Origin of the sequence: Pseudomonas syringae, assembly GCF_000737245.1 — a bacterium.
Lineage (GTDB): Bacteria > Pseudomonadota > Gammaproteobacteria > Pseudomonadales > Pseudomonadaceae > Aquipseudomonas > Aquipseudomonas syringae_J.
Genome location: NZ_JPQU01000109.1, coordinates 74,226 through 90,946, shown reverse-complemented (window position 1 = coordinate 90,946; position 16,721 = coordinate 74,226). Strand labels below are relative to the sequence as shown.

Genomic DNA, 16,721 nt, shown 5'->3' with positions numbered 1-16,721 from the left:
TTGGGGTTACGGGTTCATCTGGAAGCATTCGGAATAAGCCTCATTCCTGAACTCAGTAACGGCAGCAGCTTTTTGCTGCTTTCCCTCTGCTACCGGGTATTTGTAAGCGCGCAGGATCATTGCATTAGCGAACTTGCTGCCGTCTCCGGCGCTTTTCAGAGCCTCCTGCAGAAGGGTTCCTTCCTGCCTTGCCTGCATTGCAGTGCCAGCGAGTCCCGATATTTTTGTGCATGAGTCCTCTGCGGCATAGGAGTTTGCCGACAGCAGTGCAATGGTTAGCGCTAGATATTTCGACAAAGCCGAGTCCTCATTCATTTAGTGCTTGCTTAGCGACCCGCGCATAAGCTCGACAATTTGCTTGGCCGCATCGCCCGCCGCTAGGCCGGTAACTTCCTCGATAACATCGGCATCCATGCTTGCCGGTTTCAGGTTCTTGAGCCCGTGACCTGTGACCCTGACGGCTCGCGCTTCCCCTGTCGGAAGCAACAGTGATCCGCTCACGACGACGTTCGCCTGAGCGTCTACCTTGTTCATGTAGTAGCTCGGAGCGAACAGAAGCTGAGAGGTGAACGATGAGTCGTCATCAATCCAAAGCTCAACGCTGACATCTGACAGGGTCAGGGTGATTCCTGATTTGTCGCCGTCCTTGGTGTCTCCGATTCGAGTGTCACTGAAGGTAGAGCCGACATAGGAATAGATGCCGTCAGTAACAGGCTTGCCAATTGCAACGTTGAATTTCTGCCCCTTCCAGTTGCTCGACCTAAGTGGTACGCCCTGGATGGTGAGTCGCTGAAATTCCTGGCTGGCGACAATTTGCGCCTTCTGATCTTTGATCTTCGTTACATACAGGCCTTGATCCTTAACCACGGGCTGGATGTTGTGAGTACATCCACCCAAAACCAATAGCCCTAAGACCGCAAATGCGACACGCATACCGTTGCCAGACATAGCCACTACTCCATTTAAGATAGCGGCAATCTACCATCATCCGGGCACGCAAGCTAAAGCCACTCGGCGGATCAGTCTCTTGCATCCGCCATCGTATCCAGAGCTTCCTGCTCCATCAGGCGCACATCTCCGAACACCCGCTTGCGGTCATCCTGCTCGACATCAAGCAATTCCATCACCACGGGCAAAACCGCGTAGTCCAAGCCGGTAGCCCCGCCCATCCCTGTACGCCATTGAGTGCTCATGGAGTTGAACACCGTGAATGACTGGGTGTTGATCTCCCACAGCTCGATCTCTTCCTGCATGTCCTCCATGGACATACCGAAAAGGGCGACCTGGTCTGCACTTGGAGGCGGGGTGTAGATGGCTCTGACTACGCTGGCAAGTTTCCCTCGCGGGCCTTGTTGTACGCACCCTTGTAAGCATCGAGGATAGCGATAGGCACGGCCACAGCGCTGCGAATCACGGCGCGCAGGTTGTCGTCGGTCAGGTCTTCGCTGAAGCCCCAGCTATTGATCGCTTTTTTCAGTTGATCGAACTGGAACTCTTCAGCCTTGGCCGAAACTTCCTTTACGCTCGGCTGCTCATCCTTGATCAGGTCGCTGATCTCCTTGGAATACTGGATTTCAGCGTCGGTGAACTCGGCCAACTGGTCGCGGTTCAGGTAGTTGAAGGTGAATGGCACTTTGACAGCGGAGCCGCCCACGCGCGGGATTTCAACGTCTACTTTGAAGGTTGGGTTCTGCTGGAAGGAAATTTTGGCCACGGGCGATGCTCCAAATACTGGATAAGTGATGCGAATCAGAAAGGGGGTGTTGCCGCGTAATTACGCGGCGATGTAGCGAACCGGACGACCGGACAGAGCGAAGTTCACTGTGCGAGTCATCAGAGCGTTACGCTCCAGGGTCGGGGTATCGGTGATGGTGCAGAAGCCTGGGTACAGGATCTTGTCACCGTTCGGCAGGTTCAGACGCAGGATGGTCTGGGTCTTGTTGTCGGTGTAACCCTCGGCGACCGGCACGTAAGCGGCAGTCGGCTGATCTTCAACCGTCAGGGCCATGCTCATCGGGTTGCGGTTGGTCGGGAACTGGCGGTCATCATCGTCCGACAGATAGCCAACAGTCAGAAACTGCTGCTCGCCGCCAGTCAGTGAAACGCCGGTGATCTTGGTAACTTCTACCCAGCTCGCGACCGACTGAAAGTTGCCCGCGCCGCCGCCAACAGTGTAAAAGTCGACGTTCTCGGTGCTGATATTTTCCAGTGCGAAGTTGTCAGTCGCAGCAGCGGATACGCGAACAGCGCGACCATCCAACTTGCCCCAGCTCGATTGCAGAAGCACGATGTCGCCATCTACCAGGGCGTTTGCTGTAGCGCTTGCTACTGCTGGATTGGCGTTGCTAACAGCGGTGATGAGTTTTGCAGTGGCAAAGCTTACTGCGAGTTCCATAGTCGCGCCGTTCGGCAGCGCAATACGAGTAGCCATGGGTATTACCTCTTGATTTGTTGCGGTTTGGGTTTAGGCAGCTACGCGCGTTGGCGTGCCAATTACAGCGATGCTGATAGCGATGACCATCAGCTGGTTTCGGTCGAGCACGGGGATCAGTGACCCGCTGGCATAACCTGAGAAAACGATTTTTGCGGAGCCACCTGGAAGCTTGAACATCCATCCCAGAGCCGCCCTGGCTTCCCTGCCCTGCGCGATTGCGGCCACGTAGGCCGAATCAGGCGCATCCTGCAGCGTGAGCTGCATATCCATTGGATTGCGGCCGGATGGCTCGCGGACATCCTCGTACTCACCCAGCGGGCTGTACGTGGAAAACTTCTCGTCACCGCCTGAGCCGGTCAGCGCGGTGACCTTTTGCACTTCCACCCAGCTCGCGTCAGTAACAGCAGGGGCGGCCAGGGTTGCGGGGTCTGTGTTGGTGCTGACCCAGATCGTAGTTCCGTTGGGTAGAGGGACACGTTTTTGCATTGCTCTGCCCTATGGCGGGGCGCTTCCACGGTAGGTGAAAGACACGGGAATCATGTATCTGGAGGGGTCTGGAATGGTCGGGCCCTGCTCTACCGGCTCTGTCACCTGGCCGAGGAAGCCGGCACGATCCAGCTGGGAATCCAGCGGAAACAGCGCGGAAAGCTGATCAATGACCAGTTCCGGCACCGAAATAGGCTCACCGTTTGGGGTGTAGATGCTGACCTGGTAGATGCCGCGATATTCAAGCTCGCTGGCATTGAGGTAGCGGCATGTGGTGCTGGCAGGCATCAGGAAGGCCCGCAGGTAGACCTGGCCTTCTGGTGGCGTGAACTCTTCGGTGCCGAATACGATCGGCATGGCTTGGTCTTCGGCCCAGGCCGTCAGCTTTACCTCGATGGCGCGGCGCGCTCTGGCATGACTCATTCCGCTACCTCTCGAATAGCCTGTGCCACGATGTCTTGAAAGCGTTCTTTGGTGATTCGCACCATGCCTGCCAGCGCTTGCTGGCTGTGGCCGTATTCCAGAGCGATGGCATATGGGAGATTGCTGACCAGATATGCGGTTTGCCCGAAGGTTAGATGCTGAACCCCCGCTACAATCCTTGCGATGGTTTCATGACCGGACTTGTCGAGCGTGGTTGGAATTTCATTGCTTGGGGTGTCCGCCGTGAATGTCCACGAACCTCGAAACGCCCCGGTATCGACTGGTGACAGCCGAACCACGCTGGAGCCTATTTCGATCACTACCGACCGAAATATCTCATCCATTGAATCTTTTGATTGATCTGCAAACTGGCTGAGCACCTCGGAAAAACTACCATTCAACCCGCCATATCTGGCGCTCATGTGATTTGCCATCAGTTCCTCGCTGTGCGCGTTATGGCCTCCTCATGAGTGAATCGGCCAGCTTTAATTCGTTTCTTCAGAGTTGAGTAGCTGACTGCGCATCGCTCATCTCGGCTCCAGTCGCGCATAGTTTTGATCTCTTCGAAGGCGGAGAGCAAAACGTTGTTGCCGCGATTATTTGCATTAACCATCGGCGTTACGAATCTGCAGTTTTCTGGGCAGTACCCGCCATCGACATTAATTCTGTCTATCTGCAATAGATCGTCATAACCGTTTTGAATTGCCCAGCTTCGGAAGACAGCGAAGTCTCCTGCCCACTCATCGCAAACGGTTATTCCTCGACCGCCATACCTGTGGTAATTCTGGGAATTAGGGTCTGTGCATCGGGTTTTCATCCCATGCCAAACGGTATAAAGCCTGCTTCCCTCTCCGCCATGTATCAGGTTGAGCCTGCTGGCCGTTTCCCTCACCAAGCATCCGCATGAAGCTGTTAGAGATTTAGTAATCTCGAAAACCCCGACCAGCTTCTCGGTGCCACAGTCGCATCGACATAGAACCCTTAGCGACTTCCCTACTGTAATTGCCTGATCATCAATAACTTCTAATCGGCCTGAGCGCTGCCCAATATGGACTAAGTTCTTCCTCTTGACGCACCCACATGAAACGGTAACCCCTTTCGCAACATGCGCGACACGAACCATTTTCAGGTTTCCACACTGACACTCGAACAACCTCTTTTCGGCCATTAGTTTCTTCTGCCCAGGCAGAAGAAGGAGCGTCATGGACCCGATCTTTTCAGATGGGTAGTAGGTACTTCCTTCATAGGTATAGGTATCCATGGTGAGCTCCATTAGTGAATGGCCATAATACCATGTTTCCCCGGATCTACCCTTTCTAGATCCTCGCTTGAACTTCAAAGCCGACCGCAAGGCCTGCGTAGTCCCACGGCGACACTGTCGCAATGGTGTATTTCTTGCCGTCGAACAGGATCGTGTCTTGGGTGGTTGGCTCCGGCATGTCAGTCCCATTCAGCAGAACCGGTGAGACCAGCAGCTTCACGTCAGTCGCCTTGATCAGCGTCCCGTCGATGTCTGTTTTTGCGTAGGTGTCGCGGAAGGCTGAGCCCTGGTAATTCGTTACTACGTTCGGGGTTCCGCCAGTGTCTGGGTCGCGAGGACCTTTCACCGTTCGGGTAAGCGTCATCTCCAGCCCTTTGCCGCCCTTGCTGCGAGGCGCGAGCATCCGCACCGCAAGCGCCTTGCCTCGGTCGTAAATGTCTGCCATGGGTCAGGCCTTCAGATGATAGATGCACATGCACCGGCAATTAGCTGTCTCGTCGTACCCGGCACCCAGACTTGAATCGCCCGGGAACCGCAGCAGAGCACCGCTATTGGTTTGGAATGGCTGGCCAAGCGGCATACGCATGCCCCGCATACCGCGATGGCTGTTGCGCACCTTCTCGTCGTTACGATCGCGCCATTCCTTCTCGACGCGCTCGCGAGCAATCCCCTGCTCTACCAGCTGCTCCCATGCCCGGTCGCGCCCAGCGTTGAGTGATTCATGCGCCAGGGTGCGGGCCAACATTTCGCTGTGCGTCTTCAGCAGGCGTTCAGAGTAGCGACCGGTGATCTTGTCCGCATCCTTCGTGGTTACGGCCTTTCCGGCAGTAATGGCCCGACTGACGATGCCGTCAAAGCGGCGATCACGCCGCGCCCTGGTCAGGTATTGCTTAAGTTGCGCAGGATCGCCGCTGAGCAATTGTGCGCGGGCATTGGCAACGTACTGGGCGAAGTTGCCCGGCAGGCCTATTACGCCACCTGTGCGCAGCCCTGTCTGCGGACTGACGCGACCGATCAGATCAAGCGCGGCTTGGCGATCAGTGCGAACGACCTGATCGGCCGGCTGGATTCCTCCGATAACGCGGCGCGAGCCCATCACGGAGCGAATCGCCTCGCGCACATTGTCGGTCGTGGTGTTCCGGGTGTCGGTGACCTGCTGAGCAAGCCATGAACTGGCCTCAGCCTTGTTCACGTCGAACTCTTTGCGGCCGATCAGTTCTCGGTCGGCTCTCGGTATCACAATGGCGGCCATCTCGAAACGTGCGCCGGTCATAAAAGCAGAGCGGACGGTCTCGATTAACAACGACATGGCGCCAAGGGTGAGCAGTTGCACCAAGCCGTTTTCATCATCCGCCGCTATCAGGCGCTCAACCTCTGCAACCGTCGCAGCATCCACAGTGGCGCGCACCGCATCCAGGTAGGCCTTCTGCATACCCGGCTCAAGCGCTTCAACCTGCTGAAGCAGCTCGGCGACGTTCATACAACGAATACCGCGATACCGCAGTGGGTTTTGCAGCCCAGCAGCGGAGCGAGCATCTCGTCAACGATGGTTATGACTGGGCGGACAGATCCGGCGCCAGAACTCGATTCGCTGACCGCGAACTCGGTTTCCAGCGGCCCGACCTTCTCGCGCTTGATCATCTGGGACGCCACGTAGTCAGGGCTGAGGCTCCCAGGAAGCACGACCTCGCGCAAAGCCGCCTCATAGGTGGCCTGCTCGATCTCAATCGGCACCTCATCCGACGGGATGGCGTTGCCTTCGTTGTCCGCGGCACCGGTGCGCGGCCATTGCAGGGACTGGGCCCGGCCGCCAGTCTTGGTGCCGGAGAACAGCGATTCCCACCGGCCGCAGCTGTTCTGCGCCTGGTACTTGCCGTCAATGTAAGCCGACGCCCGAATCAGTGCGGCCTGCTTGGCTGCATCTTCGCCTACCCAGGCGGCATTGGCGCGCGCAAGGTGGTACGCATCAGCGCCGGAAACGGAACCGTAGAAATCAGGCATCGGATTGTCTCGAATAGGTGGAGCGGCGAACCGCTCCGGGGTTTTACTTCTTGTCGCTGTCAGCTTTCTTGCTGTCGACTACCTTGAGGAAGTCGAGCCGCTTGACGCCTTTCAGGCCAGCTTCGGTCAGGTCGGCATCAACCGTCTCGCCTGGCGCCACGTACAGCACGCCAGTCTGGGTGTGAACGCCCTGCAGCGCCTTCGAGTTGTTGGTCACTTTCATGACGCTCTCCTATCAGGCTACTGGCGGGGTGATTTCGTCGAGGTAGGCAACGGCACCCGGCAAGCGGATCTCGGTACCACCCGTGCGGGCGATGATGCCGGTCTCGAAGCCCATGATGGACTTCTGACGAGGTGCCAGCACACGGCGCGGCATCGGCAGGTGGAAGCGAACGACTTCCGGATCCTTGCGATACGCAACCAGACGACCACCACCATCAGCCGAGGCATTGCGGGCTTCACGCAGAGGCGCGATATCCAGCGGCAGGCCGGTCTCGGCAGTGTAGATGTTGTTGCGGCGCATGTACTCCAGCACCGTCATGAAGCCGTCGCCAGCACCCATACGCTTGGTGGCCACAGCGCGGAATGCGTCAGGCGGCATGCGCAGCGTGTCTGCCCACTCGACTTCGGCGGTGTTGGTGCGGATACCGCCCAGCAAGCCGTTCACGTCAGCCATGATCAGGTCGACGTCTTTGGCTGACCAGTAGGTCGAACCAGCTGTGCCGGATGCAGCGGCGTCAACACGGGAAACGTTGGCGTCGTTCAGCAGGCCAGTCCAGCGCTTCTCAACACTGCCGGTGAAGGCGATGGTGTTCAGCAGACGCTCAACCTTGTCAGCTGCGGAATCAGCCTTGGTGCCGCTCAGGTTGATACCGTACAGCTGAGCCTGGTTCACTTCTTCCAGGTTCCATTCCCAGCCCGAACCAATCATCGCAAAGTCGTGCGATGCCTGATCGTGGGTTGCGGAGTTGAATGGCATGTCAGTGCCGGAGCCGGACAGGAACTTGGCCTCGCCAGCGGTATCGACGGTGAAGAACGTGGTGCCGATGGCCCATGGAGCGCCTTCAGTGACCACCGGGATGCTCGCGGCGTAGTTAAACGTCGGGTAGCGGCGCGTGTAGATGCGCGTTTCGATGTTCCGGCCTTGAGCCAGAACGAACGGGAACGCCGACTGAGCGTCTTCGAAAGCTTGGGGCATGTTAAGCGCTCCGATGTTTGAGGGAGATTTCAACGATGTCGCCGTTCGCACCAGTGGTGTCGAAGAAGGCGCCAGGGATCAGGACGGCACCAGCAGCGGCGGTCGTGACATAGCGGTTGGTTGCGGCGACGTAGTACACGTCATCGCCTGGCACGACAGCAGCACCGGCAGTGACATACATCTGGCCGTCAGTCATGAACGCGCCGGTGAAGTCCTGCGGGTAGCCGTCGATCAGCGTCGATCCGGTAGCAACAGGAGGAACGGCAGCGCTCAGCACGGCCAGGCCAAGGAACAGCGTGCCAGTGGCAGCGACCTTGTGGTCATTGCCAGCGCCAGCGATGCGGAAGCCCGGAGCGCCGAACACGATGCCCTCAGCGTTCGCAACGGTGCGGCTGATCTTGTTGCACTTCTCTTCGTTCGCGACCAGGCCGGGAACGCCCTTGGCCGGAGCGTTGGTGTACGTGGTTTGGTAAGCAGCCATGAACTGGTACTCCTTATGCCTTCGGCAGGTGGGCGGTTTGCATATCAGTAATCATCTGCTGACGTGCTTGGTCCGATTCATTGCCGACGGTCTTACCGTCCTGATGAATCATGTGCTGGCGGAACGTGTCACTGCCTGGGTTCTTGGCAGCGTCTTCAGCCAGGATGTCGAAGCGAGCCTTGATGTAGGCCTCAGGCTGGCCAGCGACCGCAGCGTCACCGAACTTGGCAACGACCACTGCTTTGCGGATCTCATCGGCAGACTTGCCGGTGTAGTCACCGTCGTGCAGCGCCTTGGCGATAGTCACCAGATCGGTGCGATCCTTGACCAGAGCGTCAACCTGCGCATCACTCAGGATTTTGGTTTTGGCATCATCCAGAGCGGCTTTGATCTTGACGATCTCGTCGTCCTTGCCAGCCAGCGCTACTGCGTGGGCATCAGCCAGGGTTTTGGTTGCGGTAGCTGCATCGGCCAGTTTGCCGTTCAGCTTCTCGATTGCCTGTGCGCCTTGTTCCGTAACCTCGATAGTGAGGCCGTCGACAAGGAGTTTACGAAGTACATCAGCCATGTCATGGCCTCCTGTTGGGTTGGGTTGCTTGGTGTCGCCAATGCGAAGGTGTTCACCGCCCCGCGCTCGATCTACAAGCGCCAGGTGGTTCATGGTCATAGGGCCTAGGATTGCGTCGTAGGCCTCGCCCTTGTCGGTTACGCCGTCCTGGAAGGTCAGCTCAGCGCCGTATCCCATGGAAAGCTCACGCTTGCCCGACTCGTAGTCAGCGATGGCTTTAGCGTCCATCAGGACCAGTGGAACGCGGACAAACTCACCGTCGCGCAACACCTCGCTACCGGTCTGGCCGATGGCGACGTCTTTCCAGTTCTTGGAGTTGACGCCCTCACCACCTGGGTGATCGTTGGTCATTGGCCGGTACGCATACGAACGCATGGCGGAATCAGCGAATACCGACGATTCAGGCCGGTACACGCGGACGATTGGCATGTCAGGCTTGCCCACCTCGGAGCCCAGATATTCCTGAATTCCGGTGCGGGCTACTTTTGCGTCGGCCACCAGGTAGCCGTCCGCCGTCCGCCGCACATTGGACGCGGTTACAGAATCAGTGAGGAACATTTGTTTGCCTTGGCTGGTGCCGCCCAGCAGTTAGAAGGTGGACGGCTTGGCCACTGCTCGGGTGAGAGCCATGAGGCCGGTTTGCAAATCAGTTGTGCCAATGTCTAGCCAGCGCTGATTGAGGTCAGATCGGGAGCTGAGCCGATCAACCAGCTCGCCAAGGGCAACGCCGTGCGCCTTGATTTCATTCATGAGCGCGGCATCTTCTTCGCTAAGCTGGCGGTAGCCCGTGATTTTTGGCTGGATGAAGGTTTCCATGTCATGACTCCTGAATGCTGGATTTCCAGTCGGTGTTTAGCTCTTCGAATATCTCAGGGCCAAACTCAATAGCACCGCGATACGGGTCAACCTTGCTCAGGTCTACGCTGCCCGGCTCGTAGGTGAATGTGATGTGCGGCTGGTATTCAGGCCAATCCCAAGAAGCGCCAGCCTCAATGATCGACATGTGCCGCCATGCCAGTTCCGAACTGTTGAACAGCAGGACCACTGCGCCTTCGCCGAACTTGTCGAGCAGCCTTGCACCGCCGGGCGCAACCTTGACCAGGCCCTTGCTATCCCCTGCCCAGCAATCACCTACCTTCATCCAGTCAACTGGGTTCCGGCTGTAGGCGATGGTGACGTGAAGATCATCGGCGGGAAGGGTTGAGGTGAAGCCTTGAGACTTCGCCCAGGCCACGATTTCTGCACCGTTGGTTACCTTCCGAGATACGTACAGTGAGCGCGGTGCGGCATCGGCCAGTGCTTTTCTGTTCGGCAAGCCGCCTTCTTCACCCTCTTCTTCCTGCGCCTCTGTACCGAACTCTTCCAGCGCCGCCTCAAGCCCGGGAAGGATGCTCATCTCGACCAGCAGGTTTGCTGCTGACTGGCTAAGCGCGTCGGAGTGGAAAAGCTTCGTGTCGCTGAGGGTCTTGATCGTGTCGGCGGTCGTCTTGCCGATGTCGGCCCGCTCTTTCGCCGTGGGCTGCCAGAGCGGAGCCCATGAGTAGTGGATCTCCGGAGGCCGACCGCCAAGGGCCGAGCGAATCAGGCACTCATCGAGCACGCTCATGGCTGGCTTGATCTCCAGCTTCTGGCGTGATGCGACGTTGTCGTAGTAGTTGCGGGTGTTTTCTTCGCCGTTCGAGTTCAGGCCGCCAGAGGACGTGCCGAACATGCGCGAGCCAGGAACGTCGAACGCACCCGCCACGCCCTGCTCCGTCTTGGCGATCACATCCGGCAGCGTGGCGAAGCTCGCCGACTTGGAACTGTGTGTCTCCTGACTATCGAGGATCAGCGTCCCGTTGATGCCCTTGGCGATCGCTGCCAAACGCAGGCGCTCCAGCAGCAGGCGCTCGTAATTCTTGTCCTGAAGGCCGGTCATCAGGTTCGGGATGTTGATTACGTCGATCTTGGCCTCGTATACCAGGCTCACGACGTTGGCCATCGTCTCGTCGTAGTGCTTCACGGCGGACATAGCGGTCAGCAGCACCGAATCTCCCCAGCCGAACTGAAGGCCGTCGGCCAGTTCCGGGTCTGGATGTTCGGCACCAACGAAGATAACCAGCCGTGACGGGTGAATCTCCATCATGGAGCCAGGAAGCCGGTAGGCTTTTGGCTTGCCGAATCGCGGGCTCTGCGGGTCCTGCTCGACTTCTGTAGCCGAAAGCTGGCGGCGGGTCATCACCGTTAGGTACTTGACTCCGCCCTTGGCGATGGCATCAGGCCGGATCGGCATGTGAGTGTCTTTGTCACCAGTGCCGATGAATACCGCTGCGCCGCCGAACAGTCGAGCCTTAATCAGGGCCTCAAGTATCTTGCCGTTCACATCCAGGCGGATCTCTTCAGCCTCAATCAGCTCGATCTGCTTGTTGTCGGCCTGCCAGCTGCGCCAGTTACGGCACGCATCGATCGCCGGAATGGTCACGCCCTTGCGCGCAGCCCATGAGCCGCGATAGGCGTTGATCAGCTGCTTATCGTCCATCAACGGCGTGCCGTAGGACGAATGAGCAGCCTTATCGCGATCAGTACCCAGGCCAGCCGTAAGGTTCATCAGGCTGTCTTTGATGTAGGTGAATACGCTCATGATGGGCTCACGTTTGCGAGGGTGTAGCCGCCCGCAATCGGGAAGCGCTGGACAATGAAGTAGCCCAATGCGTCGATAGGGTCTTCAGTGCCGTCTTTGTTGGGTTCGCCGTTCTCGGCGTATGCCTGCTGCTCCAGCACCTGGGTGGTGATCGGGCAGTTATCGGTGTTGACCAGGTATCTGCGCTGGCCCTCGCCATTCAGGAACATGGCGTTCACGGCCAGCACCCGGTCGCGAACCATTGGGTTGGATGGGTTGACCATCACCATGAAACCAGCGGCGCGGAGCAGGCTGTGATCGGATTCGCTGCCGTTTACCGACTTTCGGTTCTTGCCGCTAGCATCCGGATAGACCGTAATGCTGCGGCCAGGGAAGCGTCGTTTGAGTTCGACGATCATGGCCGGGGTATCGAACAGGCCGGTCGCCTCTTCAAGCAGCAGCGGCAGCCCGTTGCGGATGACGTGAATCGTTGCCGCCATCCGGTTGATGTTGAAGTCCATGCCGACGTGCAACTGCTCATCAGGCCGTATCGTCTCGTTCGTGTGGCACAGTCGCCGGTCGAAGTTGGGATACACGCTGCCCGATGTCAGGTTGACGAACAGGCCGTCGATGTACGCATCCACCAGATTGGCCGGGTACGTTTTGCGCAGGGATGGTATGTAGTCCTTTGGCAAGTTCTTGGCATTCTGACGCGTTGAGGCGTGCACGATGCCGTAGAACTCACGTTGAGATGGATCGGCGGCCAGCTCCTTGACGAACTTGCGGTAGACCCAATTAAACCCCTCTGGCGTTGTCGTCACGTCGATGGTGTTCTGATCGCGCCCAGGCCAGACCGTGGACATCCGCGCAATGATCTTCTTCCAGGCGCTGTCGGCCTTCTTGATCGGCATACAATCGATCTCATCGACCAGTGCGTGCGCGATGTTGAAGCCGACGATGCGGTGCGGGTGCTCCATGCTCTTGCACACAATGGTGCTCAGGCAGCGCCCTTTGTTGTCTCGAAGGTACACACGCTTGTTGCTGGCTACGATGTCAGCGAACAGGCCGAACGCCTCAGCAACTCCAGGCATGGTGTCGTAGAAGATGTCAGTGATCTGCGGGTAGGTCGGTGCGAAGTAGCCTTGCGGGATACCAGGGAACTCCAGCGCATTAATGCACATGCGCACGCAACCAACGAACGTCTTGCCGCTACGGTAGCCACCAACGAACGCCATGAACTTGTTATGCGACTTGATGAACTCAAACTGCGGCTTGTTCAGCATCAGGACAGGACGCATCTTCCACCCCGATGATTACTTGTTTCGGTTCAGGCAGACCCTGATTAGGGTCTTCAAGTTCGCGGCGCAGCTTCTCGTTCAGAAGGCGCTTACTGATCAATTCCTCTTTGGTTTTGGTCAGCGACTCTATGCGGCCCAGGTATCTGTCGGCCAGCAGGTCATGCCCATCACCAGCAGCGAGCAGCACCCGACCCAACAGGACCTTTGTCAGCCTCAGCTCATCGTCAATCTGATCGAGCTGGGCGGCATTGAAGTCGGCCTGCTCTTCCTCTGTAAGGAATTGGCTATAAATCGATCCGGGCCTGGCAGCGTTCTTGTTGCCCCGCTGATCCTTTGGCCCGGTACTCTTGCCGCCGTGGAGCTTGCAGCGAGAGGAACCCGGTATCGCGTGACGCTTGCATGGTTCCCCGTTGCCGCGCTTTGATGCGCCGCATAGGGCCATTGGAAGCCTCATTCATGGGGTTGGATTTCGCATAACGATTCATTCAATGCATTCGAACGTCATTCAATGATCATTCAACAGTGCATTCCGACCAGATCGACCTCGCAAAAGCCAGTGCCGATACATGGTCCATCGCCTGACTGAGCAGGATCATGGGGAAGGGTTTGTAGCCGGGGGTTGTGACGTACCAATTTCGTTTCAGCATGGCGCGGTATCGCCTTCAACCAGCACCTGAGTACCGTCAACCCGGAAAACCACAGTCAGCTTGACCATGCCGTCGCCATCACTGGTCATCGACGTGGTTTGCTGTCCGGGCAACTGCTGACCATTCTCGGTGCAAAGCGCGAACGGTCGACTGTCTGGTAGCTGCTCCGGGTTGTGATGGCTGGTGATGGGCTGGTACTGGCGCGAGTCTTCACCCACACGCTTTAGAATTAGCTTCATACCCTACTCCCTGACTCGCTCTAGCTGGATCGCTAGGAGCTTGTCGAGGTGCTGCCCAAACACTTCAGCCAACCTTCCGGCCGGCCGCCCAGATTCTGCTCGCTCATGCATACGCTCCACTTCATCAGCGAGAAGCGCCGCTGTGTTATTGATCGCCGACTCAAGCGGGTCGATAGCGAAGCCCGTCACGCATCCCTGCAAGGCGTCTTCATTGACGGCACCCATGCCAAGCTGCTTCTCCCAGTACGCAAGGCCGGCCGGATCATCGACAGGCAGCTCTCTGAGGTCGTATTCCGAGTCAATGCGAACGCCGCCACTGGTAGAGATGACTTGCATATCCTCGGCGATGAGAACAGGCGTATACGATCCACCTAGCACGCCAATCAGTTTCTTGATCATCTTTCTGCCGAGCTTCTGAGTTTCGGCATTGAGCGAAAGGGTTAAGCGCATTTGGTATCACCTCGCGCCACGAAACGGCGCATCTGAAATCGTGGCGCGGATTATTTGCTCTTGCTGCGAACGATCTGCGCGTCCACTTGATCGGCGCAGGTGTCGAGCAGCTTGATGGCCTGATTCTTCAGCTCCCAAAGCTGGCCGTTGTCGGTGAGGTCTTCATCCTCTACCCGCTCACACGGCACCAGCTCGGGCGCTTCAATTCTTAGGGCGCTTGTCTTTGTCACTACCAGGGGCTTTGCCGCGCAGGCCGTCAGGAAGAGGCTGAGCAGCCCAATCACGAACAGGCTTGCTGTTGCGCTTGAGAGTTTCAAATTCCTTCCTCGCCTGTTTGGCTTTGTCTTCGCTGGCCTTGATGCGCTTGGCCAGGTCTGCGGTGTAGGTCGCGTTACGCTTGGCCTCATCCCGCAGGGTGGTGATGGTCAGCTGGCTTTCCTGATTCGCCTTGATGGCGTCGTTCTTGCCCTTGGTCTCTACCTGCACCTCAGTGCGGAGGGCGAGCACTTGGTATCGCTGCATGCCAACCAACAGCAGGCAGACCATGACGATGATGATTGCTAGTGCGAGCGCCTTCATGCGGCATCCACCTTGCGACCCAGGAAGCGAGTCACCATCTCCCTGATCGCCGTCACACCCAGGAACCCAATAGTCCCTCCGGCAGCGACAGACAGGTTTGATGGCCACTCCATCCACTCAATGACGCTACTTGCAGACAGAGCCAGACCACCACAGATGAGCGCTTCGATAACGATGCGGCTCTTGCTGGTCTCTTTGGCGTCGTACAGAACGCGCAGGCATGAGATGAGAATCGCCATGATCGCGCCCTGCCACAGTGGATTCGAAAGGGCTACCCAGAGCGCGGCCCATGTATCTGGCTTTTCAGGCATGGTCGGCATCCGGTGTCCTCCCTTTCGGGGGATGAATTAAAAGGACCGTGGGGTACGGCCAAAGGAGCATCAGGAATAAAGGGCCCGCCACGTTAGCGGGCAAAGCGATGTCGAGTCGCTAATGAGGCCCTCGCTGAACTTGCATGCAGAGGTTCCGAGGGATTGGGGAAACTGGGGACGCAAAAAACCCCGCTCGAAGGCAGGGTTGTTTGTTGTCAGTCTTTACACGCAAGAAGGACAAGATAGGTAGTAATCTATGCCACTCTGCCACTATTCGTCAAGCGGCAATGTTGCTCTCGATTAAACCTTCCGAATCAAGGATGGTTTGAGCCTCGGACAGCGCCGAATCCACCAGCCCTTTCAGCTCCTTGCAGATCCCAGCCTTCCACCGATATTGGGTTCGTTCCGCTGTCGGCTCATCCAGCCAATTGTCCATGCAGTACCATGCCGACGGCAGAACATTGGTGGAGCGCTTACCCTCAACGCCAGGAAGCTTCGGCAGCGCCCAGGTAACCACTGCCGCATGACGGAAACGCTCCGGCGCGGGTGACTTGATCGCCTTGGCGATGACGATGATCGCCTCATGCTTGCGCTCGGCGTGTGTCGAGTATTGGGCAACCAACGCCAGCCAGTGAGCATTCGAAAGGCTTTTGCGTAAACGGCTGTTCACCCAGCAATCCTGAAGAAACGCCGCTTCCTTCCCGACGATCTCCCCCTTCTGCTTGGCGCACTGCACCCTCGGCTCGAAGTCGTTACCCCCGGCAGAGTTGATCGTTTCGGCGGCCAAGGCCCGGACTACTGCTGATACCACGTTGCGATAGGTCATGCTGCACTCCTCAAGGCAAATTGCTTTTCGCACTTCTTGCAGCGGGTCCAGCTGCCAGCTTCGAACATCGGAGCCTGAACAGTGCTGAATGCCTCAACCCCGCATTCGGCCTTCCACGCATAGGAGTGGCCGCCATTGCCGTCAGGTAAGGAGAATTCCTGCTCGAAGAGGTGCGCCTTCATCGAGAATGGAAACATCGGCTTGAGCCAGCCGCTTTTCACCTGGCTTGCAGGTCCGGTAATTTGCGCAATCTGATTCATGCCGCCTCTCCCCGTTTCAATTCTCTTGTCATTGCCCGGTAGGTCGCCGTGATGGCTTTCAACTCATCAATCGTATGCTTGCGCGGTTCGTGGTCAGCTTCCAACGCCTCGACTGCTTCGAGCCCAATGCGCGCGATCAGCCCAGTGCGGAACCCTTGCGATACGGTCAGCCCCTTGCGGGCGTACTTGGATGAGCCCGCATTACAGCTTTTGCACTGGAGCCAAATATTTTCCGGAACCATGCGCAATTCCGGCCGGGCACCCTTTCCGAGGAAATGACCGGCATCGAAACACCCGCCAGTCTTCCAGCCCTGCGCAGCCTGGATCTCTGCCTGGCTTTTGCTACAGCTGATGCAGCAGCTGCCGATGGAAAGCTCGTAGGTGCGCCGGTAGTCCCTGACTGCCTTTTCAGCGTCTTGCACGAATTCGCTTCGAGTCTTCAGCGCCTCACGACGAACTTTAATTTCTCGTCGTCCGATCAGCTCAAGCGACTTGCGCTCCTTTTCCCGCTTCGCCAGCGCATCCTGGAGCCCGCATTCAGGACTGCACACCGCCTGACCCAGCCGCGCAGGGACGAATGAGACCCCACACGAAGCCACGCGGCATTTTTTGCTTTTTGTTTTCTTCGGAGCAAAAGGCGCTCGGCCATGATTGGCATGA

At 57.7% G+C, this 16,721-nt stretch carries 28 protein-coding genes and 1 pseudogene; all 29 read right to left on the bottom strand.

Annotated elements, in window-relative coordinates; genetic code table 11:
* Positions 1 to 6 precede the first annotated feature (6 nt).
* Positions 7 to 315 carry a hypothetical protein gene (locus IV01_RS00305; protein WP_032631994.1) on the bottom strand — a complete coding sequence of 103 codons (309 nt, stop codon included), beginning with the start codon at positions 313 to 315 and terminating at the stop codon, positions 7 to 9.
* Entirely contained in the window at positions 316 to 948 is a 633-nt protein-coding gene (locus tag IV01_RS00310; RefSeq protein WP_032631993.1) for a hypothetical protein, read from the bottom strand.
* Positions 949 to 1,019: 71 nt separating this feature from the next.
* On the bottom strand, positions 1,020 to 1,268 hold the full coding sequence (locus IV01_RS00315) for a DUF1799 domain-containing protein (protein ID WP_032631992.1): 249 nt from the start codon (positions 1,266 to 1,268) through the stop codon (positions 1,020 to 1,022).
* Positions 1,269 to 1,321: 53 nt separating this feature from the next.
* Complete coding sequence (locus IV01_RS00320) at positions 1,322 to 1,714, bottom strand: phage tail assembly chaperone (protein WP_032631990.1); 393 nt, start codon at positions 1,712 to 1,714, stop codon at positions 1,322 to 1,324.
* Between the two features lie 60 nt (positions 1,715 to 1,774).
* The gene (locus IV01_RS00325; protein ID WP_032631989.1) at positions 1,775 to 2,431 is read right to left on the bottom strand and encodes a phage tail protein; all 657 of its coding nucleotides are present in this window, start codon (positions 2,429 to 2,431) and stop codon (positions 1,775 to 1,777) included.
* Between the two features lie 33 nt (positions 2,432 to 2,464).
* Entirely contained in the window at positions 2,465 to 2,920 is a 456-nt protein-coding gene (locus tag IV01_RS00330) for a phage tail tube protein (protein WP_032631987.1), read from the bottom strand.
* 9 nt (positions 2,921 to 2,929) lie between these two features.
* Positions 2,930 to 3,343: a phage tail terminator-like protein gene (locus tag IV01_RS00335; RefSeq protein WP_032631986.1), complete on the bottom strand. Its 414-nt coding sequence runs from the start codon at positions 3,341 to 3,343 to the stop codon at positions 2,930 to 2,932.
* The gene (locus IV01_RS00340; RefSeq protein ID WP_050508107.1) at positions 3,340 to 3,777 is read right to left on the bottom strand and encodes an HK97 gp10 family phage protein; all 438 of its coding nucleotides are present in this window, start codon (positions 3,775 to 3,777) and stop codon (positions 3,340 to 3,342) included. Before IV01_RS00340 ends, IV01_RS00335 begins: the two co-directional genes overlap by 4 nt.
* Positions 3,777 to 4,604, bottom strand: coding sequence for a hypothetical protein (locus IV01_RS0125750; protein ID WP_050508105.1), 828 nt, complete (start codon positions 4,602 to 4,604; stop codon positions 3,777 to 3,779). Before IV01_RS0125750 ends, IV01_RS00340 begins: the two co-directional genes overlap by 1 nt.
* Before the next feature lie 55 nt (positions 4,605 to 4,659).
* A complete protein-coding gene (locus IV01_RS00345; RefSeq protein ID WP_032631985.1) occupies positions 4,660 to 5,049 on the bottom strand; it encodes a hypothetical protein in 390 nt (129 codons plus the stop codon).
* 3 nt (positions 5,050 to 5,052) lie between these two features.
* Positions 5,053 to 6,084, bottom strand: coding sequence for a hypothetical protein (locus IV01_RS00350; RefSeq protein ID WP_032631984.1), 1,032 nt, complete (start codon positions 6,082 to 6,084; stop codon positions 5,053 to 5,055).
* Positions 6,081 to 6,605, bottom strand: coding sequence for a DnaT-like ssDNA-binding protein (locus IV01_RS00355; RefSeq protein ID WP_032631983.1), 525 nt, complete (start codon positions 6,603 to 6,605; stop codon positions 6,081 to 6,083). Before IV01_RS00355 ends, IV01_RS00350 begins: the two co-directional genes overlap by 4 nt.
* Positions 6,606 to 6,648: 43 nt before the next feature.
* Positions 6,649 to 6,828: a hypothetical protein gene (locus tag IV01_RS0125745; RefSeq protein WP_032631982.1), complete on the bottom strand. Its 180-nt coding sequence runs from the start codon at positions 6,826 to 6,828 to the stop codon at positions 6,649 to 6,651.
* A 12-nt stretch (positions 6,829 to 6,840) separates the two neighbouring features.
* Positions 6,841 to 7,803 (bottom strand): DUF2184 domain-containing protein, encoded by a 963-nt coding sequence (locus IV01_RS00360; protein WP_032631981.1) that lies wholly within the window; start codon positions 7,801 to 7,803, stop codon positions 6,841 to 6,843.
* Between the two features lies 1 nt (position 7,804).
* The gene (locus IV01_RS00365) at positions 7,805 to 8,284 is read right to left on the bottom strand and encodes a structural cement protein Gp24 (protein WP_032631980.1); all 480 of its coding nucleotides are present in this window, start codon (positions 8,282 to 8,284) and stop codon (positions 7,805 to 7,807) included.
* Between the two features lie 13 nt (positions 8,285 to 8,297).
* A complete protein-coding gene (locus IV01_RS00370) occupies positions 8,298 to 9,410 on the bottom strand; it encodes a DUF2213 domain-containing protein (protein WP_032631979.1) in 1,113 nt (370 codons plus the stop codon).
* A 30-nt stretch (positions 9,411 to 9,440) separates the two neighbouring features.
* A complete protein-coding gene (locus tag IV01_RS00375) occupies positions 9,441 to 9,668 on the bottom strand; it encodes a DUF7681 family protein (RefSeq protein ID WP_032631978.1) in 228 nt (75 codons plus the stop codon).
* Position 9,669: 1 nt separating this feature from the next.
* Entirely contained in the window at positions 9,670 to 11,472 is a 1,803-nt protein-coding gene (locus tag IV01_RS00380) for an anti-CBASS protein Acb1 family protein (RefSeq protein ID WP_050508103.1), read from the bottom strand.
* Positions 11,469 to 12,749: a terminase large subunit domain-containing protein gene (locus IV01_RS00385; RefSeq protein ID WP_032631976.1), complete on the bottom strand. Its 1,281-nt coding sequence runs from the start codon at positions 12,747 to 12,749 to the stop codon at positions 11,469 to 11,471. The genes IV01_RS00380 and IV01_RS00385 overlap by 4 nt, the downstream gene beginning before the upstream one ends.
* Entirely contained in the window at positions 12,712 to 13,191 is a 480-nt protein-coding gene (locus IV01_RS00390) for an HGGxSTG domain-containing protein (RefSeq protein WP_229636180.1), read from the bottom strand. The genes IV01_RS00385 and IV01_RS00390 overlap by 38 nt, the downstream gene beginning before the upstream one ends.
* A gap of 70 nt (positions 13,192 to 13,261) precedes the next feature.
* The gene (locus IV01_RS27265; RefSeq protein ID WP_267872311.1) at positions 13,262 to 13,396 is read right to left on the bottom strand and encodes a hypothetical protein; all 135 of its coding nucleotides are present in this window, start codon (positions 13,394 to 13,396) and stop codon (positions 13,262 to 13,264) included.
* Positions 13,390 to 13,635, bottom strand: a complete 246-nt coding sequence (locus IV01_RS00395) for a hypothetical protein (RefSeq protein ID WP_032631974.1) — start codon at positions 13,633 to 13,635, stop codon at positions 13,390 to 13,392. Before IV01_RS00395 ends, IV01_RS27265 begins: the two co-directional genes overlap by 7 nt.
* 3 nt (positions 13,636 to 13,638) lie before the next feature.
* Complete coding sequence (locus IV01_RS26010; RefSeq protein WP_050508101.1) at positions 13,639 to 14,085, bottom strand: hypothetical protein; 447 nt, start codon at positions 14,083 to 14,085, stop codon at positions 13,639 to 13,641.
* A 50-nt stretch (positions 14,086 to 14,135) separates the two neighbouring features.
* Positions 14,136 to 14,315 (bottom strand): hypothetical protein, encoded by a 180-nt coding sequence (locus IV01_RS0125735; protein WP_032631972.1) that lies wholly within the window; start codon positions 14,313 to 14,315, stop codon positions 14,136 to 14,138.
* On the bottom strand, positions 14,287 to 14,664 hold the full coding sequence (locus IV01_RS00400) for a hypothetical protein (protein ID WP_032631971.1): 378 nt from the start codon (positions 14,662 to 14,664) through the stop codon (positions 14,287 to 14,289). Before IV01_RS00400 ends, IV01_RS0125735 begins: the two co-directional genes overlap by 29 nt.
* Entirely contained in the window at positions 14,661 to 14,984 is a 324-nt protein-coding gene (locus tag IV01_RS00405) for a phage holin, lambda family (protein ID WP_032631970.1), read from the bottom strand. Before IV01_RS00405 ends, IV01_RS00400 begins: the two co-directional genes overlap by 4 nt.
* Before the next feature lie 268 nt (positions 14,985 to 15,252).
* A complete protein-coding gene (locus IV01_RS00410; protein ID WP_032631969.1) occupies positions 15,253 to 15,801 on the bottom strand; it encodes a hypothetical protein in 549 nt (182 codons plus the stop codon).
* The gene (locus IV01_RS00415; protein WP_032631968.1) at positions 15,798 to 16,061 is read right to left on the bottom strand and encodes a hypothetical protein; all 264 of its coding nucleotides are present in this window, start codon (positions 16,059 to 16,061) and stop codon (positions 15,798 to 15,800) included. The genes IV01_RS00410 and IV01_RS00415 overlap by 4 nt, the downstream gene beginning before the upstream one ends.
* Positions 16,058 to 16,678: pseudogene (locus IV01_RS0125730) on the bottom strand (recombination protein NinG); the annotation flags it as partial. The pseudogene IV01_RS0125730 and the gene IV01_RS00415, both read right to left, overlap by 4 nt.
* Between the last annotated feature and the right edge of the window lie 43 nt (positions 16,679 to 16,721).

What these genes read in the sequence shown, in the direction of transcription:
- IV01_RS00305 (WP_032631994.1), bottom strand. Translation starts at nt 315, where the DNA reads ATGAATGAGGACTCGGCTTTGTCGAAATATCTAGCGCTAACCATTGCA.
- IV01_RS00310 (WP_032631993.1), bottom strand. Translation starts at nt 948, where the DNA reads ATGTCTGGCAACGGTATGCGTGTCGCATTTGCGGTCTTAGGGCTATTG.
- IV01_RS00315 (WP_032631992.1), bottom strand. Translation starts at nt 1,268, where the DNA reads ATGTCCATGGAGGACATGCAGGAAGAGATCGAGCTGTGGGAGATCAAC.
- IV01_RS00325 (WP_032631989.1), bottom strand. Translation starts at nt 2,431, where the DNA reads ATGGCTACTCGTATTGCGCTGCCGAACGGCGCGACTATGGAACTCGCA.
- IV01_RS00330 (WP_032631987.1), bottom strand. Translation starts at nt 2,920, where the DNA reads ATGCAAAAACGTGTCCCTCTACCCAACGGAACTACGATCTGGGTCAGC.
- IV01_RS00335 (WP_032631986.1), bottom strand. Translation starts at nt 3,343, where the DNA reads ATGAGTCATGCCAGAGCGCGCCGCGCCATCGAGGTAAAGCTGACGGCC.
- IV01_RS00340 (WP_050508107.1), bottom strand. Translation starts at nt 3,777, where the DNA reads ATGGCAAATCACATGAGCGCCAGATATGGCGGGTTGAATGGTAGTTTT.
- IV01_RS0125750 (WP_050508105.1), bottom strand. Translation starts at nt 4,604, where the DNA reads ATGGATACCTATACCTATGAAGGAAGTACCTACTACCCATCTGAAAAG.
- IV01_RS00345 (WP_032631985.1), bottom strand. Translation starts at nt 5,049, where the DNA reads ATGGCAGACATTTACGACCGAGGCAAGGCGCTTGCGGTGCGGATGCTC.
- IV01_RS00350 (WP_032631984.1), bottom strand. Translation starts at nt 6,084, where the DNA reads ATGAACGTCGCCGAGCTGCTTCAGCAGGTTGAAGCGCTTGAGCCGGGT.
- IV01_RS00355 (WP_032631983.1), bottom strand. Translation starts at nt 6,605, where the DNA reads ATGCCTGATTTCTACGGTTCCGTTTCCGGCGCTGATGCGTACCACCTT.
- IV01_RS0125745 (WP_032631982.1), bottom strand. Translation starts at nt 6,828, where the DNA reads ATGAAAGTGACCAACAACTCGAAGGCGCTGCAGGGCGTTCACACCCAG.
- IV01_RS00360 (WP_032631981.1), bottom strand. Translation starts at nt 7,803, where the DNA reads ATGCCCCAAGCTTTCGAAGACGCTCAGTCGGCGTTCCCGTTCGTTCTG.
- IV01_RS00365 (WP_032631980.1), bottom strand. Translation starts at nt 8,284, where the DNA reads ATGGCTGCTTACCAAACCACGTACACCAACGCTCCGGCCAAGGGCGTT.
- IV01_RS00370 (WP_032631979.1), bottom strand. Translation starts at nt 9,410, where the DNA reads ATGTTCCTCACTGATTCTGTAACCGCGTCCAATGTGCGGCGGACGGCG.
- IV01_RS00375 (WP_032631978.1), bottom strand. Translation starts at nt 9,668, where the DNA reads ATGGAAACCTTCATCCAGCCAAAAATCACGGGCTACCGCCAGCTTAGC.
- IV01_RS00380 (WP_050508103.1), bottom strand. Translation starts at nt 11,472, where the DNA reads ATGAGCGTATTCACCTACATCAAAGACAGCCTGATGAACCTTACGGCT.
- IV01_RS00385 (WP_032631976.1), bottom strand. Translation starts at nt 12,749, where the DNA reads ATGCGTCCTGTCCTGATGCTGAACAAGCCGCAGTTTGAGTTCATCAAG.
- IV01_RS00390 (WP_229636180.1), bottom strand. Translation starts at nt 13,191, where the DNA reads ATGGCCCTATGCGGCGCATCAAAGCGCGGCAACGGGGAACCATGCAAG.
- IV01_RS27265 (WP_267872311.1), bottom strand. Translation starts at nt 13,396, where the DNA reads ATGCTGAAACGAAATTGGTACGTCACAACCCCCGGCTACAAACCCTTC.
- IV01_RS00395 (WP_032631974.1), bottom strand. Translation starts at nt 13,635, where the DNA reads ATGAAGCTAATTCTAAAGCGTGTGGGTGAAGACTCGCGCCAGTACCAG.
- IV01_RS26010 (WP_050508101.1), bottom strand. Translation starts at nt 14,085, where the DNA reads ATGCGCTTAACCCTTTCGCTCAATGCCGAAACTCAGAAGCTCGGCAGA.
- IV01_RS00400 (WP_032631971.1), bottom strand. Translation starts at nt 14,664, where the DNA reads ATGAAGGCGCTCGCACTAGCAATCATCATCGTCATGGTCTGCCTGCTG.
- IV01_RS00405 (WP_032631970.1), bottom strand. Translation starts at nt 14,984, where the DNA reads ATGCCGACCATGCCTGAAAAGCCAGATACATGGGCCGCGCTCTGGGTA.
- IV01_RS00410 (WP_032631969.1), bottom strand. Translation starts at nt 15,801, where the DNA reads ATGACCTATCGCAACGTGGTATCAGCAGTAGTCCGGGCCTTGGCCGCC.
- IV01_RS00415 (WP_032631968.1), bottom strand. Translation starts at nt 16,061, where the DNA reads ATGAATCAGATTGCGCAAATTACCGGACCTGCAAGCCAGGTGAAAAGC.